Source organism: Bacteroidota bacterium (assembly GCA_040388375.1).
Taxonomy (GTDB): domain Bacteria; phylum Bacteroidota; class Bacteroidia; order UKL13-3; family UKL13-3; genus JAAFJM01.
Window position 1 is genome coordinate 281,273 of the sequence record JAZKBU010000005.1, and the last position, 17,755, is coordinate 299,027.

Sequence of the window (17,755 nt, forward strand, 5' to 3'; positions counted from 1 at the left end):
TCTCAGCTCCATCACAACACCTCTCAACCATCTTTCAAGTCCTCTCCACAAAATTTAATAACCATCCACTAAACCTCAATAGTAGGCGCGCGCTGGGCAGACAATCCCGATAGTTATCGGGACGGGAGCGGGCTTCCCACTTCTGTCCCTTGTTGTGTCTCCCGACCAACAAGCAGTCTAGCGTTTTTGGATACTTTTTTGGCAATGCAAAAAGTATCGAAACAAAAAAAAGAAAACATTGATTGCAGGCGAGGACGCCTGCAATGGCATAAGGTAACGCGGAACGAGCGAGACACTCGCACCAGCAGAGGCTAAATAGTTGTTGGTCGGGAGACACAACAACGGCAAAAGGGCGGAACTGATTACAGGCGAGGACGCCTGCAATGGCATTAAGGTAACGCGGAACGAGCGAGACACTCGCACCAGCGGAGGAAATGCCTGCAATGGCGGGAAAGCTTTTTAATGACATAGCAGCAACTACTAATTTATAAACCATATAAATAATACCTCCATGCCATCATTTTAGCACAAAAACATTCACATGTTTATAAAACTTCTTAATAATCTCTTAATTGTACCTGTAAATGTATATTTTTGGTAAGTAAACCCAACAACAACTATTTAAATGGATAAAAAACTACAGAACTAAATGTATATAAAACAGATTGGCATATTTCTTTTCTTACTCAATTCATTGTTATATACTGCTGCTGCGCAAACTAAAAACGCTACTGAAAAACGCGAGCTGGACTCATTGCAGCAAGTTTATTTACACACCAAAGTTGATACCGACCGCGTAAAGCTGAGCTACTTAATTGGTGAGCGGTTAAAAAATCCCAGCGTAGCATATTGGGAGGTTTTGCTGAACGATGCCCGCCAGTATAATATGCTGGTGTACGAGGCTAAAATACTTGCGCATATTGGGTTGGCCTACATGGCACAAGGCAATGTACATAAAGCCATTGATTTTAATAACAGGGCTTTGCTCATAGCGGAAGTAAACGGGTTTAAGAAAGAGCAGGTAAACATTATTAAAATTTTAGAGCACCTGTATGCCGGGCAGTTTGACAGGAAGAAATCAATATTTTTAAGCTACAAAGGTTTAAAAATAGCAGAGGAGCTAAACGACAAGAAATCCATTATTGATTTTTATTCATCGCTGGCTTTGTTCTATTTAACATCGGGCGAGGTACGCAAGGCATTGAAAATACATTTTGCCTGCCTTAAAATATGCAGGGAAATAAAATACGATTTTGGTATTTCGAGCGCGCTGGTTGATATAGGAAGCGATTACGGGGCACTGAATGAAGAGGAAAAAGCAGTTCCTTATTATTTGGAAAGCTTACAGTATATAAAAGGACTGGAAGGAACCATATATGGTGTGCAGATATACAATTCGGTTTGTTCGGCCTATATTATTAAAAAGAATTACGACTCCGCTTATTACTATGCCAACAAAGCCTATACCATGGCGGAAGAAATTAGGGACAAAAGAGTAATAGCAAGTACTATTAATTCATTGGCCTCCATCAGCTATTTAAAGGGCGATAATAAGCAGGCTAAAAAGGAAGCATTGCAGGCTTTAGCCATGGCGCAGTCCATTCAATTTACCGCACAAATTCCGGCACTGGCGGGTTTGCTTAAAAAAATATATTTAAAAGAAGGTAACTATAAAGAAGCTTTAAAAATATATGAATTGTATATAGTTACCAAAGACACACTCTCTAACGAAAAAGTGCAAAAAGAAGCATTGGAAAAAGAGTTTGCCTATAACTTAGAAGAGAAGGAAAACCAGTATAAGCTGCTGGCACAGGAAAACGAAATTCAAACCCTGCAACTGAACCAAAGCAGGTATTTTGTGATGGTGTTGGGCATACTACTCGTAGCCATATTAATCATCACTTATTTGTTGGGCAGGCAAAAGGGACTGAAGGCCGAACACCAACGTGTTAAGCTGGAGCAAAAGCTATTGATTTCGCAAATGAACCCGCACTTTATGTTTAACTGCTTAAACTCCATACAGCAGTTTATAATGAGCGGACAAAACAACCAGGCAGAAATTTATTTGTCAAAGTTTTCGAAGCTGATAAGGGAACTATTGGAAAGCAGCGCTAGGGATAATTTAACGGTAAAGGAAGACCTGAATATATTGAAAGCGTATCTGGAAATGGAATCGTTGCGCTTTGGCCCCAGCTTTTATTATTCCATTAAAATGGATAGTAAAATTGATATTGACAATACTTACATACCGCATTTAATGATTCAGCCTTTTGTAGAGAATGCCATATGGCATGGCTTGCTGGCTAAAAACGATGACGGACATTTGCAGATAAGATTTGAATATGTTTCCGACAAAACCATTAAATGTATTATAGACGATAATGGGGTAGGGCGCGATGCCAGCTTGCATAAAGAAACTACTTTTAAGAAAAACTCACTGGCACTTAGTTTTGTAAAACAACGTATAGAGCTCATTAAGAAAACCTATAAAATAGAGGGTAGGGTTGATATTATAGATAAGAAGGATGCTAACGGAGCAAGCTTGGGTACTACTGTAATTATTATTTTACCTATATTGAAAAGCTAATATATGTTACGAGCTATTATTATAGATGATGAAACGGCAGGTATTGAAACACTGAAAATACTTGCAGCCAGAAACCCTGATACGATACGTGTAGTGGCCACTACTTTAAACGCAGCCGAAGGTATTGTACTGATTGAAGATTATAAACCCGATGTGGTTTTTTTAGATATAAGCATGCCTACGATGAGTGGTTTTGAATTATTGGAAAGGCTTCATTTTAAAGACTTTAAGCTGGTGTTTACTACTGCTCACAAGGAGTATGCCATACAGGCTATTAAAAACAAAGCTTTTGATTATTTACTGAAACCGATAGACGATGCTGACTTTAGAACCTGCTTAAAAAACATTATGGATGTGCACGATAAAACACCATCTTCAGCTAAGCACGATACTAATTTATTAATAGAAATACAGGTAAAGGATGGTATTATATTTTTAAAGCAAAAAGATATTGTAAGGCTGGAAGCATCGCGCAGCTATACGGAATTCCATATGGATAACGGGACTAAACATATAGCCTCTAAAAGCCTGAAAGATTTTGAAGCCAAGCTGGATAACAACTTGTTTTACCGCTGCCATAAATCGCATATTATAAACTTACAAAAGGTACAAAAGTTTATTAACCACGATGGTTTTTTTGCTTTGATGACTGACCAGTCTATGCCTGATATATCAAAGACTTTGAAGGAATCGTTTTTGGAACGCTTAAAAACTTTATAAGTGTTGTTTGATGGCTTTGTAATTACTGCTTGGTGTCAATAATAATATTGCCTGCATCGGTAGTAACAGGTTTAAATGCATCAACAAAAGGATAACCCAGCTTACCTTTTTGGGTGCAAAGCTCAATGGCTTCACCTTCGTTTACTTTATCAAAAAGTTGCAGCCCTACATCAAATCTTTCTTCTATGTTATTATCCAGTTGTATATATAACCAGTAAGATGTATGTCTCCTGCCATTGCTAGTTTCTTTTTTGTTAATGATGTGCTTGTTACAAACAATATTTGGGTTGGCAAAATAATGATTGATAAAACTGGCAGCGCTGGGTATAAATAAAAAGAAACCTAAAAACAATCCGGCATGAACGGTAATGCGTCTGCTGCTTTCATCATACACGCCTCTGTTTGCTTTTTTTAGTTTCCATGTTATAATGCCTGCTATTGCTAAACCTAAAAAGCCACTATACCAAAATAACTGCTTGCCATTAATGGTATTATCCAGCTGCCTTATTTCAAAAATTATACATACGAGGCCAATAAAAAAGAAAAGTGCGGAACCTTTATATATAAACCGGTTAAAAGGGCTAGCCGATCTTTCAAATGGTTTACGTGGAGGGAAATAATCGTCAATTATATATTGCGCAGTGCTTATTAAAATAATGAGCTGGTACATGGCTAAGATAAACCCGGCTAATGCAATATATCTTTCAGGGCCACTTTTGTGCCAAACAGAAACTATGAGTAGAATTCCTGCAGTAATATATAGCAGGCGTTTGTAAAAGTCGTTACGTGTTTCGTTCGTTTGTTTTTTTGTCATGCAACTTAAAAACAATAGCGTACAGTTTATACAACCGTACGCTATTGCGTTGTATTTTTAATCATTAATCGTTAGCATCTTCAATACGTATATTCTTATAAGGAGCCGATTCTCTGAAGGCTACCGTATCTACTTTATCGGGTATTACATCAGCTACAAACACACTTAGTTTACCATTGGTAAAACTATCGTTGTGTATAGTTCCGGGTAATATAGCCACAGCGGAACCATCAGCCGGAACCCTGAAAGTAGTAAAGGTAAACTGCGGATTTTTAGGATCGAATTTTACGCTCTTGCGGCCTAAAGTAACTTTGGCTTCGCAATACACTTCTTTACCTTCATCAGGTCTTGGATGAAAAATATGCGGGAACTCGTGATGCTCCACAAACATACCACCTCCGCTAAAAGGCTGCATAGCATAGTTTCTTATATAATCAGGTAAGCTCGTATCGTATTCCACACCAAACAAAGGTAAATCAAAACCTACGTTAAAGGCCTCACCGGGTTTTAATAAAACACCTCCGTAAAAAGCAAGCGTATCTTTATAAGCGTCATTGCTTGGATCAAGTACGGGTATAACCACATCGGACTGGTTGATGAACAAAGAGCCTGTGCCACCAAATACATTTGATGAAGATGATAAGCCGGGTATGCCTCCACCGTCCTTACCGCTTACCCAATTGGCATTAATGGTATTGGCGTGTTTTGCATCGGGTGTATTGTTGTGTTGTAAATGATGTAACCTGTCAATCAAGGTTGTTTCCTGTCCGCTTGAAGGAACTTCTTCCACGCCTGTACCTACACCGTAAGTTAATTTAACAGTAGTACCGGGTTTAATGGGGCCGAAAATACCGGTGGTGGTCATTAAAGGAACACCTTCAGCACTGCTTCTTAAAACGACAGCATCGTTTAAAAAATCGAAGTACTTTTCAAAATCATCTTTTGTAAGTGCCACTCTAACGGTTTTCCATTTTCGTGCTTTTAAGCGGTCGGCCTTGCTTTTTGGAGCCTCCCGGCCAAGGGTTTGTCTAACTACGTGACTCATGTTGTTTTGGGGTAAATAGGTTTAAAATTATGTTTTTAAATAGGCAGTATTGTTTAGCCATAGGTTTTGCTACGCAACACTTGTTTAACAAATATAGGAGGAAATATAACTTTGCCAAATAAAATGGCATGCGCTCACAGGTCTGTTTATGTAAGCTTAACAAACAACAGTAGCATTGTAAATAAACAACCAGTGTTAAATACCTTTCATACTTAAAGCAATGCGTTTGCGTGCTTTATCAACCTCCGTTACCTTTACTTGTATACGTTGGTTTAACTGCACTACTTCGTTAGGGCTTTTAATAAATTTATCGGCCATTTGCGATATATGAACGAGGCCATCCTGGTGCACACCTATATCCACAAAACAACCAAAAGCAGTTATATTGGTTACAATGCCGGGCAGCACCATTCCTTCTACCAAATCATCAATGCTGTTTACATTGCCAAAAGCAAATTCAGCCAATGGTTCGCGTGGGTCGCGGCCTGGTTTAGCCAGCTCATTTATAATATCAGTTAAAGTAGGTAAGCCAATTTGTGCGTTTACATATTTAGGTAAATCAATACCATTGCGCAGCGAAGGATTGCTTATTAAATCGTTTACACTTACGTTTAAATCCTTTGCCATTTGCTCTACTATAACATACGTTTCAGGATGCACGGCTGAGTTATCCAACGGGTTTTTAGCCCCATGAATACGTAAAAAACCAGCAGCCTGCTCAAATGCTTTCTCACCCAAACGGGGTACTTTTTTCAATTGCGCACGCGAACTAAACTTTCCTTTTTCGCTTCGGTAATCTATAATGTTTTGTGCCAGTACAGGCCCTAAGCCCGATACGTAACTGAGTAAATGTTTACTGGCGGTATTCAGCTCAACACCTACCTGGTTTACACAACTAATTACAACCTGATCCAAACTTTCTTTCAGTAATTTATTATTTACATCGTGTTGGTATTGTCCCACCCCAATTGATTTTGGATCAATTTTTACCAACTCTGCCAATGGGTCTTTAAGCCTGCGTCCAATAGATACCGCGCCACGGACTGTTATATCTTTATCAGGAAATTCATCACGTGCTATGGGCGAAGCAGAGTAAATAGATGCTCCCTGTTCTGATACCATATGCACTTGTATAGGCTTAAAGGCTTCGTTGTTTTTAATTAAATCTCTTACAAAACTTTCCGTTTCGCGTCCGCCTGTTCCGTTGCCTATGGCTATGGCTTCAATTTTATATTCGCTTAGTAAATGCTTTAAAGCATAAATACTTTCCTGTTGTTTTTGTAACGGGTAAATAACTGTTTCGCGCAGTAAATCGCCCAGCTCATTTAATACAACGGTTTTGCAACCTGTTCTGAAACCTGGGTCAATAGCCACAATACGTTTTTGCCCTAAAGGAGCACTTAACAATAATTGCCTTAAGTTGGTGCTAAAAATAACAATGGCTTCCTTATCGGCTTTCTCTTTTGATAGGTTTTCAAACTCTGTTTCAATGCTTGGCAATAACAACCTATCGTAAGCATCTTCAATGGCTAAGCTTACCTGCTTTTGTGCAGCACCATTTCCTTTTACGAGTTGCCTTACCAAACTATCAATAGCTTGTTCCGCTACTATATCAATATGTACTTTTAAAAAGCCTTCCTCTTGTCCGCGCCTGATGGCCAATAAACGGTGCGAAGGAATTTTCTTTAGCTCTTCAGCAAAGTTAAAGTAGTCGCTATACTTAGCTGCTTCTGTTTCTTTACCTTTTTTTAGTTTTGAATATAATACTGCATCACGCTCAAAATACCGTCTGATACTATTACGCACCGCTACATTTTCATTAACCCATTCCGCTATAATATCTCTTGCACCTGCCAAAGCTTCATCTATATCTTTTACATCGGCATTGATATAGCGGGCAGCCAGTGTATCTATATTTTTTTCGTTTTGTAAATAAATGGTTTTAGCCAAAGGCTCTAATCCTTTTTCAATAGCTATAGTTGCCCTTGTTTTGCGTTTTTGTTTATAGGGTAAATAAATATCTTCTAACTCTTGTAAGCTGCTTGCATTGTTTAATTGTGCCTGTAAAGCAGGTGTCAATTTACCTTGTTGTTCAATGGCTTTTAAAATGGTTATCCTGCGTTTATCCATCTCAATCAAATCATCAAGCAAGCTTTTTATCTCCGCTATCTTTATTTCATCTAAACTGCCTGTTGCTTCTTTACGGTAACGGGCTATAAACGGAATGGTAGCACCCTCTTCCAATAATTGAACCACACTGGCTACCTGCTTTTCGTTTACATGTATACGTTGGGCTATACTTTTAATATGCATAGAGTTTTAAATTTAGGCTGTTGGGTTTGTTAATGAATAAAGTTAACAACATAAAAAAATCCGCTGTTTAAGCAACGGATTTTCTATCATGGATTGAATAAAAAATTATACGTGTAAAGCGCGGTTTTCTGTAGCTGCTAAACAAGCTTCTTTTACTGCTTCTGAGTAAGTAGGATGTGGATGGCTCATACGGGCTACATCCTCTGCACTGGCTCTGAATTCCATAGCCACTACACCTTCTATAATTAAATCGGCCACGCGTGGTCCAATCATATGCATACCTAATATTTCATCGGTTTCAGCATCGGCTATTACCTTTACCAAACCATCTATATCCATACTGGCTCTGGCTCTGCCCAAAGCACGCATAGGGAAACTACCTACTTTGTATTTAGCGCCTGCTTTTTTCAATTCTTCTTCCGTAGCACCAACACCTGCTACCTCAGGCCATGTATACACTACACCCGGTATTAAGTTATAATTGATATGTGGTTTTTGTCCGGCAATGGTTTCTGCTACAAATACACCTTCTTCTTCGGCTTTGTGTGCCAACATAGCACCTTTTACCACATCGCCAATAGCGTATATACCTTTTATGCTTGTTTCCAAATGAGCATCGGTTTCTATACGTCCGCGTTCATCTGTTTTTAAGCCAATATTTTCTAAACCTAATCCGTCAGTATATGCTTTACGACCTACTGAAACTAAACAATAGTCGCCTGTAAAAGTTACCTCTTCGCCTTTTTCATTATCAGCAGTAATGGTAACTTCTTTACCTTTACTTGTTGCCGATTTTACTTTATGGCTAAAGAAAAACTCAAAGCCTAATTTGCGTAAGCTGCGTTGTAACTCTTTACCCAAAGTACCATCCATAGTTGGTATAATGGTATTGGTATATTCAATTACTGAAACCTTTGAACCTAAGCGTGCATATACCGAACCTAACTCTAAGCCAATTACACCACCACCAATAATTACCAAGTGTTTTGGTATTTCAGTCATGTTAAGTGCTTCGGTACTGGTTATAATTCTTTTTTTATCAATAGTAATGCCCGGTAATGAAGTAGGTTTTGAACCGGTAGCTATAATTACTTTATCGGTATCAATTACTTGTTCCGTTTCACCACTAATTTTGATTTGATTTTTGGTAACAAATGAACCCAAACCTTTGTATACATCTACTTTGTTTTTTTTCATCAAAAAGTCAATGCCATCGCAGGTAACTTTTACCACACCGTTTTTACGGTCGATCATTTGTTTTAAATTTACTTTTAGTCCTTTTACTTCTATACCATGTGTTTCAAAAGTATGGGTAGCATTGTGGTAATGTTCCGAGCTATCCAATAATGCTTTGGAAGGAATACAACCTACATTTAAGCAAGTACCTCCAAGGGTACTGTATTTTTCAATAAGGGCCGTTTTAAAACCCAATTGTGCACAACGGATGGCAGCAACGTATCCACCGGGACCAGAACCAATAACTGTTATATCGTATTTCATATAAGTGATAAAATGTAAATTGTTTTACAAATAAACATAAGCCGTTTATTTGCGGTGACAAATGTAATTGTTTAGGCTAAATACAAAAAAAATAGCTGTAAATCTTAATATGATAGTTTACAGCTATTTGGTTATATGTTTAATAGAAAGGTACTACTCAAAAGAAAAATTAACAGTCATGGTTCCGTATTGTTCTTCTGGTCCATCAGGTTTTGGCGAAAACTTGGTTGATAAAGCCGCTTGTTTTGCTTTTTCTATTTTATCGGCTACCAGGGTTGTGCTTCCTCTTGCAGGAGCTTCTGCTTTGGTTACATTACCATTTCTGTCAACAGTAATGTTTACAATTACAATACCTACATCGTTAGAGGTAGATGATATATTGGGTTTACGTGAAATACGTCTGCCATATAAACTATAAGAAAAACCTTTGCCTCCGGTACCTGTTCCTGAGGTGCCTGTTCCTGAGGTGCCTGTTCCTGTCCCGCCCGGTACTCCGTTAGGGTCACCATTTGGGTCGCCTTCATTGCCCGGTACAGGACCATCGCCACGGCCACCTTGGTTATCGCTGGCAGTTGTATTTCTTTTAAATATAGATCGGGCAGTGGGCTTTTTAGGTAATTCTATTTGCTCCTTTGGTCTTTCCACAGGAGGTTCAACCGCTGGTTTCTTATCTGGTTTTTTCGGTACATCCTTCGCCACTACGTCTACCTCTGGGTCCGTACTTTGGCTTAATTCAGGCTGTTCCGTTTGCTCCGTAATGGGTGTGTACGTTTCGTTGGGTTGCGGATTTTCAATAGGTGTTTCACTTGGTCCACCCATGTTGGGTTCACCCAAGCTCATCATCATACCTTGTTCTTCCCAAGGTGGATTAGGTGGAACCAAAATAAAAAAGTACAATGCTAACAGTATAATAGCATGGAATATAAAAGAACCTGCTATCCCTATCCAATTGTGTTTATTGGTTTGGTTATGTACATAATAGGTTTGTTGCATAAAAAATATAATTACAAGCAAAAGTATTAACGAAACAGTTAAGTATTTATTTTTTAGTAAACAAAAAAATGTGCTTTGTATGTTATATAGCACATGCTTTTGATAAGCGGATTATGTTTTTCGATAAATACTTTTATTATTGAATAAAATAAAAACAAGATTAAAATATTGGTAGCCCCAATCCTATGAAAGAATGAATAAAATAAAATTTGGTATTGTATTGGTTTTGTTGAGTGTGTGGCATCAGTCAAACGCGCAACTGAAAATTAGTTTGTTAGAAGCCGTACAAATGGCTAAAGACAAGAGTTTGCAGGCCAGCATTAATTTAAACACATTTTATGCTGCGCAGTTTAATTACAAATCGGCATATACCAATTTATTGCCTTCCATTAATGCCAATATCAATGCACCCGGACTGGACCGGTCTATTGGAATAGTACCACAACCCGATGGAACCATTAAATTTATTGAGCGTACCCAAGCGCAGTCAAACGCCAATTTAACATTACAACAAAACATATTGGCTACAGGCGGAACTGTGTATGTTTCATCGGCTTTAAACAGGTTTGATTTGTTAAGCTCAGGTGGTTATACCAACTGGCAGGCATCGCCTTTATTGGTAGGAGTAACACAACCCTTGTTGCGTTTTAACGAGTTAAAGTTTCAGTGGCAATTAGCCAAGCTTCGTTACAAACAAACCTCCAGACAATATGCTGAGCGCACAGAAGAATTGTCTATGCAAATAACACAAACCTATTTTGATGCGGTAAATGCCGAAGCTGAATATAATTTAGCCAGTTTCAATTTAGCCGTAAACGATACCCTGTTGCGCTTAGCCAGAGGGCGCTATAATTTAGGTAAAATAGGGGAGGATGATTTATTGCAAACCGAATTGCGTTTAATGAATGCGCAAAATAGTTTTGACCAGGCTACCTTGAATTATAGCAATAACATGAACCAGCTCAAAATTATTTTAGGCCTTTCAAAGGAAACCCAGATTGAGTTACGACCGGAAACCAACTTGCCCTTTTTTGAGCCGGATATTACTAAAGCTGTAGCCAATGCAGTAAGAAGTCGAAGCGATTTTTTACAAATAAACATAGAGCAAAAACAAATAGAAGCCAGTTTAAAACGTGCACAGTTAAATAAATTACCCAATGCCGAATTAAATGCTACTTACGGTTTAAGTAATACGGCCGATAATATAGAAGGTAGTTATAAAAACCCCTTAGACCAGCAACGAGTGAGTATAGGTTTAAATGTACCATTAATGAACTGGGGGCGTTACCGCAATGATTACAAAGCCGCTAAACACCAGTTTAAAGCCAAAGATGCCGAATTACAATTAGCCTATTTAAATTTAGAGCAGGAAGTAGTTTTTCAGGTAATGCAATACAAACAATTAAAACAACGTGTATTCATTAGTGCCAAAGCCGATACCATAGCTCAAAAACGGTATGAAGTAGCCAAAAACCGCTATTTTATTGGTAAAATTGACAATACCAATTTAAATATAGCCCAAACCGAAAAAGACTTAGCGCGTAATAATTATTACCAAACCCTGAAAGAATATTGGATGAGCTACTATCGCTTGCGTAGAACCACCCTGTACGATTTTGAAAAACAAACCAGCTTGTTTACCGAACAAAAATAAACGGAGACTATTGCTGAAAATTGATTTTTTGCAAAGAAAAGTCTGCTTCCTGTCATAGCATAATAGAAAATCAGGTTAGAAATTTGTACGCAAAAAATTCAAAAAAAATTATCTTTGCGCCCGTTTATGACAGATTCACTTAATTACTTAGTACTAGCATATTACAATTACACCCGTATTGACGATGCCGAAGATATGGTTGCAAAACACATGGCTTATTGTAAAAGCTTAAAGCTACGTGGGCGCATATATATTGCCCATGAAGGTATTAATGGAACCATTAGTGGTACCCGCGAAGCATGCGAACAATACATGAAAGATTTAAAAGCCGATGTCCGTTTTAGCTCAACCGAGTTTAAAATAGACGAAGTGGCGGAACATGCTTTTCAGCGCATGCATGTAAGGTATAAAACAGAAATAGTATACAGTGGTTTGCGCGACCCTAAAGTAATAGACCCTACCAAAGAAACTGGTAAACATTTAAAAGGTCAGGAATTTTTGGATTTAAAAGATCAGGAAGATGTAATTATTTTAGATGTACGTAGCAATTACGAAACCCGCTTAGGCAAATTTAAAAATGCCATAACGCTTGATATAGAAAATTTTAGAGAGTTTCCTGAAAAAATAGCCGAACTGGAACAATACAGAGATAAAAAAATAATTACCTGCTGCACAGGTGGTATCAAATGCGAAAAAGCATCGGCACTATTAATTAAAGAAGGTTTTAAAGATGTATACCAGTTACACAATGGAATAATTGGTTATGCTAAAGAAACTGGTGGAAAAGATTTTGAAGGCGTATTGTATGTATTTGATGGTCGTGTGAGTGTTCCCGTTAATGAAATAAATCCTACCGTTATTTCAGCCTGCAAAAAATGTGGTGGCCCCGCTCCGCGTAATTTAAATTGTGCCAATGTGGAGTGTAATGACCAATTCAATATGTGCGAAAGCTGTGCAGATGAAATGGAAGGCGCTTGCAGTGATGCTTGCAAAGCACACCCACGCAAACGCGCTTACAACGGAACAGGTTACTATACCCGCTTTGCTATAGATTAGTTATAGCCATTTTACTTTCTGTATTTTTAAACATTTTAGCAGAGCATACTTGTTGCTTATATTTTAACAGTTTTTTCAGAAACTAATCACCACCCATTATACGTTGGTTAAATTTTGTTTGAGCGGTATTTTTTTACGTAAAAATTTCCCGTCTAACCTTATATTCGACCAAATTTTTAAAGCATAATGAATAATAACGTGATTAAAAAAGCCATACCCCATTTAGTGGCTGTTGGAGTAATTTTACTCTGTATGTTTATTTACTTTCAACCATTTTTTAGTGGCAAAGTATTAAAACAATATGATGTAAGCCAATGGCGTGCTACCTACGAAGAAACAGCTAAATTTGAGAAGGCCTCAGGCGAAAGAACCTATTGGACCAATAGTATTTTTGGTGGAATGCCCAATTATTTAATAGGTGCTTCCTATACGGGTAACTGGACTTACGATTGGTATTTTAAATTTCAGCAGGTATTTAAAAATCCAATGGATACCATATTCCTGTTGTTTATATGCTCATACATTATGCTCTTGGTATTTGATGTAAATGCATGGCTGGCCATTATAGGGGCGCTGGCATTTACCTTTAGTTCGTTCAATTTTCTCAATATAGATGCTGGGCATATGACCAAGGGCAACGCCATTGCCTTTATTCCGCTGGTTATTGCGGGTATACAAATGACCTTTCATAAAAACCGTTTAATAGGGGCTTTGCTCACAGGTATAGCCCTGTCATTACAGTTAGCAGCTAACCATTTACAAATAACCTATTATATCATATTTGTTATTATAGCTTGGGTTATAGTAGAGTTAATAGATGCCATTAAACGAAACAACCTAAAGAACTTAATTTTAAGCGGAGCCTTTTTAATGGTTGCTGCTTTGGTAGCAGTAGGAACAGATATAACAGGTTTATTAGCTACCGAAGAGTATGGTAAATACAGTTTACGTTCACCAAGTGAATTAACCGTTGCTGCCGATGGAAAACAAACAGCCGATAATGGCAGCACTGGATTAGACAAAGACTATGCTTTGGCCTGGAGTAATGGTGTTACAGAACCAATGACGTTATTGATTCCAAATTTTTACGGAGGTTCAAGTGCCGGTGAATTAAGTACCAAAAGTGAAACCTATAAATTGTTTCAAAATGCAGGTTATCCCAATGCCAAAGAAGTAATAAAACAAATGCCAACCTATTGGGGCGATCAGCCTTATACAGCAGGTCCTATTTATTATGGTGCTATTATTTGCTTCCTGTTTATATTCGGAATGATAGTAGTAAAATCAAATGCCAAATGGTGGATTTTAGCTGCTTCCGTATTGGCCATATTTTTATCAATGGGGCGTAACTTTATGCCTTTAACCAATATATTCTTCGACTATTTCCCCTTCTATAATAAATTCAGGTCGGTAACATTTATTTTATGCCTTACCCAAACCTTGTTCCCTTTAATGGCCATATTAGGTTTACGGGAGTTAATCAGTGGTAAAATGACCAAAAAAGACCTGATGAATGGTTTAAAATATGGAGGAGGTATTACCGCTGCTATTTGTTTAATAATGGCTATGGCTCCCGGTATGTTTGCCAGCTTTACAGGTATGGGCGATGATAGAATGGATAAAGGTTTAGTAGCTGCATTAATGGCCGATAGGGAAAGCTTAATGCAAATGGATGCCTTACGTTCATTCGCTTTAATAGTAGCAGCAGGTGCTTTAATATGGGCTTTTTACAATAAGAAAATAAAAGAAAACGTATTCATGATAGTAATAGGTTTATTAATACTTGGCGATTTATGGCAAGTAGATAAACGTTACTTAAACGAGCGCGATTTTGAAAAGAAAAAAGCGGAAGTATTATTTGAAAAAAGCACTGCTGACGAAATTATTTTACAAGATACAGATCCTAATTACAGGGTTTATAACAACACTACTGATTTTGATAAAGATGCTATTACAGCCTATTACCATAAAAGTATAGGCGGTTACCATGGGGCTAAAATGCGCAGATTCCAGGAGTTAATAGAATGGCAGTTGGCAAAAAATAACATGGAGTGTTTCAATATGCTTAATGTTAAATATTTTATCCTTGGCGATTCAACAGGACAAAAGTTTGCACAACGTAACCCCGATGCCAATGGCAATGCATGGTTTGTACCAAACTATAAAATTGTAGCCAATGCAGATGAAGAAATAAAAGCACTAACAGGATTTAAATCAAAAGAGTTAGCCTTTATTGACAAACGTTTTGAAAAAGACTTAGCTAATTTTAAAAGCAGTTACGATAGTACCGGTACTATAAAATTAACAAGCTATGTGCCTAATAAATTGGTTTATGAAAGCAATACAACTACACCGCAGTTAACCCTGTTCAGCGAAATATTTTACGATAAAGGTTGGAATGCATACGTTGATGATAAACTAGTACCACACTTCAGAGCTGATTATGTTTTACGTGCTATGATAGTACCCGAAGGTAAACATACTATAACCTTTAAATTTGAACCTGAGGTAGTAGAAAAAGGACAAAAAATTGCCTTGGCTTCATCAGCTACTTTATACCTTGGTTTAATAGCCGTATTGGGTTTTTACTATGTGAAAAAACGCAAAGGAGAAGAAACAGTATAAACCATAACTTAAACAATATAACAGAACGTCCAAAGTCAAAAACTTTGGGCGTTTTTTATTGGTTACTTAAGCCAATAAAACTAGTATGTTAATTTTTAAAAACCAAGTATCGTATTTTTCAATCACAAATCCTTTATCCAGTGTAAAGTTTTTATAGATGCGAAGAAGCAAAATACAAGCATAGTCAAAGGCTTTTATAAACACATTTTCAATTATGCTATAAAAGCCTTTAATTTGATATTTCAAAATACAACATATATGCGTAAAGTTATAGCCATAGCCGCCTTCGTAAGTTTAGTAATGAGCAGTTGCTCAAACGATGCACCTTTAAACAAGCAGGAAGAGAAAACGGTAGATAGTTTAGTAACCAACGAGCAGGACGCAATGGATTCGTTAGAAGCAGCTATAAAAGCCCAAATAGGCACAGACTCATTGAGCGATGATTCTATTGATATGGACTAAACAAGGGTTTATTTTACCCTTGCCACCATACGCTGGTTCGATGTTTTGCTGAATAGTTTAAGCAATACATCCATACAAGTAACGGCACCTGTTACCAATAAATTATTAAGCGTAAAGAATTTGTTTAAGCTACTTTTTTTATCGTAAAAGTAATGGTGCATAGATTGTACCCAGAAAGCAGGCGACAGTAAAAACTCCTGTTTTACCACAGTAAAATTGTTTTTCTCTACATGCAGCTTAAGCGTTTTATCGCTGTATATATTAAAGTGCCTTGGAATATGATAGCCTCCCCAATACTTGTTTTTAAATAAGCGATGGTCCAGTGAATCATAATTAGGCGTTTCAATAATTATAATGCCATTAGGATTTAAAATGCTGTGGCAGCGTTTTAATATTTTATCAGGGTCATACAAATGCTCAATTAATTGATTCATGATGATGACATCGTATTTCTCTTCAAACTCAATCGTTTCAAAATTACCCAGCTTAAAATGAATGCCTTTACCTTCTAAACGGCTTAAGCGTTTCATTTCAAATTCGTTGGCTGTTAGCTTCCATGTATCAGGGCCAAAACGTTTCAACGATTCAATTAAAATACCTGAGCCGGCACCAATTTCAATAATATTGGCTTTAGCGGGAATGTGTTTTTTATAATCCTTTACCTTGGCCAATTGTACACGGTCTCTAAACCAACGCACAACAGGGTTTAAATCTGTTTCAAATAAATAAGGCTGGTAATTATCCGGGTAAATAACGGGCAACTCCTCCATATCAGGCACATTTTGTAAATACAAATGTTGGCAAGCATTACAGGTAACTAGGTTAAAAGTATCAAAAGTAGTTTGGTATTCAAAATCGTAACCTTGCGTATGCGGAGTATATGATTTGTTGCCGCAAACATTGCAGCTTTCAATCAGTTTTATTTTCATTATTTATTTAGATAATATAGGAAGATGAGAAAAGAAATACTTGATATGCGACCAATAGCTAAGTCTTATATGTTCCACATAACCGTTATCAGCTTGCATCAAAAGTTTCTTTAATTGAGGCAATTGATAATAAGGAACGTACATATATTCATGGTGCTCATAATGGTAATTCATATTATGAGGCGCAATAATAAATGATTCTAAAAAATTAGATTCAAAAGTATAAAGCCTGTTCGTGGCACTATCATCAGGTTCAGGTATAGAGTGCTCACAAAAACTACGGATAGTATTTAATGGAATAAACACCCCAAATACAGCTACTACCCAAATAATAAAATAATACATCCAACCCAGAGTAAAATAAAAAATGGTCAGTATAATCAACTGTGTAATGGCAAAAGCCATAAAATCTTTCATTAAACCTTCTAATTTGTTATTGGCAGCTTTTTTCTGAATGGCATCCGTTTTTTTACCAAATAATAATTTATGCGCAATTTTAAACACAAAGCCAAAACCAATTACATTGGCCCACCACATATAAAATTTCGATTTAGTATTTTTATCACTCGCTTGGTAATATTGCCAATCAGCATCTTCACTGGTAGCAAATTTACCATGATGGTTTAAATGGTTGGTTCTGTTTAAACTCATTGGGGTGAATTGTGGTGACAATAAAATATAGCGGGTAATGAAATCGTTTACCGATTTGTTTTCAGCCAAAGCGTAATGCAAACCATCGTGCCCTATAATTTGCAGGCGGTAAATAAAAATACCGGTTAAAATAATGGCCGCTATCAGCGATACTATATTTTGAAAATAGCCATATTGCGCAATGGATAATACAATACCTAAATAGTCCAAACCAATGTCTCTTAGGGGAATAAGGATATTTTTTTCTTTTATTTCTTTAGGTAAAGCAATTCTTTTAGAGGCTTGCATGTTTTTTCTCTTTTCCGTTTATTTTGGTGCCCAAAGTTATTAAATCATTTGCTTTAACAAAACAAGACAATAAATTAAATGCATGATAGCAATATTTTTATATTTTCGCACACCATCA

General features: G+C 37.1%; 13 protein-coding genes. 6 read left to right on the forward strand and 7 right to left on the reverse strand.

What is annotated here, in order from left to right; genetic code table 11:
* Window positions 1-649: 649 nt before the first annotated feature.
* Both V4538_08775 and V4538_08780 read left to right on the forward strand, forming a co-directional pair.
* Window positions 650-2,587: a histidine kinase gene (locus V4538_08775; protein ID MES2381121.1), complete on the forward strand. Its 1,938-nt coding sequence runs from the start codon at window positions 650-652 to the stop codon at window positions 2,585-2,587.
* A 3-nt stretch (window positions 2,588-2,590) separates the two neighbouring features.
* Window positions 2,591-3,307 (forward strand): LytTR family DNA-binding domain-containing protein, encoded by a 717-nt coding sequence (locus V4538_08780; GenBank protein ID MES2381122.1) that lies wholly within the window; start codon window positions 2,591-2,593, stop codon window positions 3,305-3,307.
* Between the two features lie 22 nt (window positions 3,308-3,329).
* Here the strand turns inward: V4538_08780 and V4538_08785 are convergent, their stop codons facing one another.
* The 5 genes from V4538_08785 to V4538_08805 form a co-directional block, all read right to left on the reverse strand.
* Window positions 3,330-4,121: a hypothetical protein gene (locus V4538_08785; protein ID MES2381123.1), complete on the reverse strand. Its 792-nt coding sequence runs from the start codon at window positions 4,119-4,121 to the stop codon at window positions 3,330-3,332.
* A gap of 64 nt (window positions 4,122-4,185) precedes the next feature.
* Window positions 4,186-5,166, reverse strand: a complete 981-nt coding sequence (locus tag V4538_08790; protein MES2381124.1) for a hypothetical protein — start codon at window positions 5,164-5,166, stop codon at window positions 4,186-4,188.
* Window positions 5,167-5,361: 195 nt separating this feature from the next.
* Complete coding sequence (locus V4538_08795) at window positions 5,362-7,479, reverse strand: Tex family protein (GenBank protein MES2381125.1); 2,118 nt, start codon at window positions 7,477-7,479, stop codon at window positions 5,362-5,364.
* Between the two features lie 105 nt (window positions 7,480-7,584).
* Complete coding sequence (lpdA, locus tag V4538_08800) at window positions 7,585-8,979, reverse strand: dihydrolipoyl dehydrogenase (GenBank protein MES2381126.1); 1,395 nt, start codon at window positions 8,977-8,979, stop codon at window positions 7,585-7,587.
* Window positions 8,980-9,132: 153 nt separating this feature from the next.
* Window positions 9,133-9,972: a TonB family protein gene (locus V4538_08805; GenBank protein ID MES2381127.1), complete on the reverse strand. Its 840-nt coding sequence runs from the start codon at window positions 9,970-9,972 to the stop codon at window positions 9,133-9,135.
* A gap of 193 nt (window positions 9,973-10,165) precedes the next feature.
* On the opposite strand from V4538_08805, the gene V4538_08810 reads away from it, so the two are divergent.
* The 4 genes from V4538_08810 (at window position 10,166) to V4538_08825 (ending at window position 15,769) form a co-directional block, all read left to right on the forward strand.
* Complete coding sequence (locus V4538_08810) at window positions 10,166-11,626, forward strand: TolC family protein (protein ID MES2381128.1); 1,461 nt, start codon at window positions 10,166-10,168, stop codon at window positions 11,624-11,626.
* 126 nt (window positions 11,627-11,752) lie between these two features.
* The gene (locus V4538_08815; GenBank protein MES2381129.1) at window positions 11,753-12,682 is read left to right on the forward strand and encodes a rhodanese-related sulfurtransferase; all 930 of its coding nucleotides are present in this window, start codon (window positions 11,753-11,755) and stop codon (window positions 12,680-12,682) included.
* A 186-nt stretch (window positions 12,683-12,868) separates the two neighbouring features.
* Window positions 12,869-15,307 (forward strand): YfhO family protein, encoded by a 2,439-nt coding sequence (locus V4538_08820; GenBank protein MES2381130.1) that lies wholly within the window; start codon window positions 12,869-12,871, stop codon window positions 15,305-15,307.
* A gap of 258 nt (window positions 15,308-15,565) precedes the next feature.
* Entirely contained in the window at window positions 15,566-15,769 is a 204-nt protein-coding gene (locus tag V4538_08825) for a hypothetical protein (GenBank protein MES2381131.1), read from the forward strand.
* A gap of 8 nt (window positions 15,770-15,777) precedes the next feature.
* Here V4538_08825 and V4538_08830 read toward each other — a convergent pair whose 3' ends face one another.
* Both V4538_08830 and V4538_08835 read right to left on the reverse strand, forming a co-directional pair.
* The gene (locus V4538_08830) at window positions 15,778-16,698 is read right to left on the reverse strand and encodes a class I SAM-dependent methyltransferase (protein MES2381132.1); all 921 of its coding nucleotides are present in this window, start codon (window positions 16,696-16,698) and stop codon (window positions 15,778-15,780) included.
* A 3-nt stretch (window positions 16,699-16,701) separates the two neighbouring features.
* Window positions 16,702-17,637, reverse strand: coding sequence for a fatty acid desaturase (locus V4538_08835; protein MES2381133.1), 936 nt, complete (start codon window positions 17,635-17,637; stop codon window positions 16,702-16,704).
* Window positions 17,638-17,755: the final 118 nt, after the last annotated feature.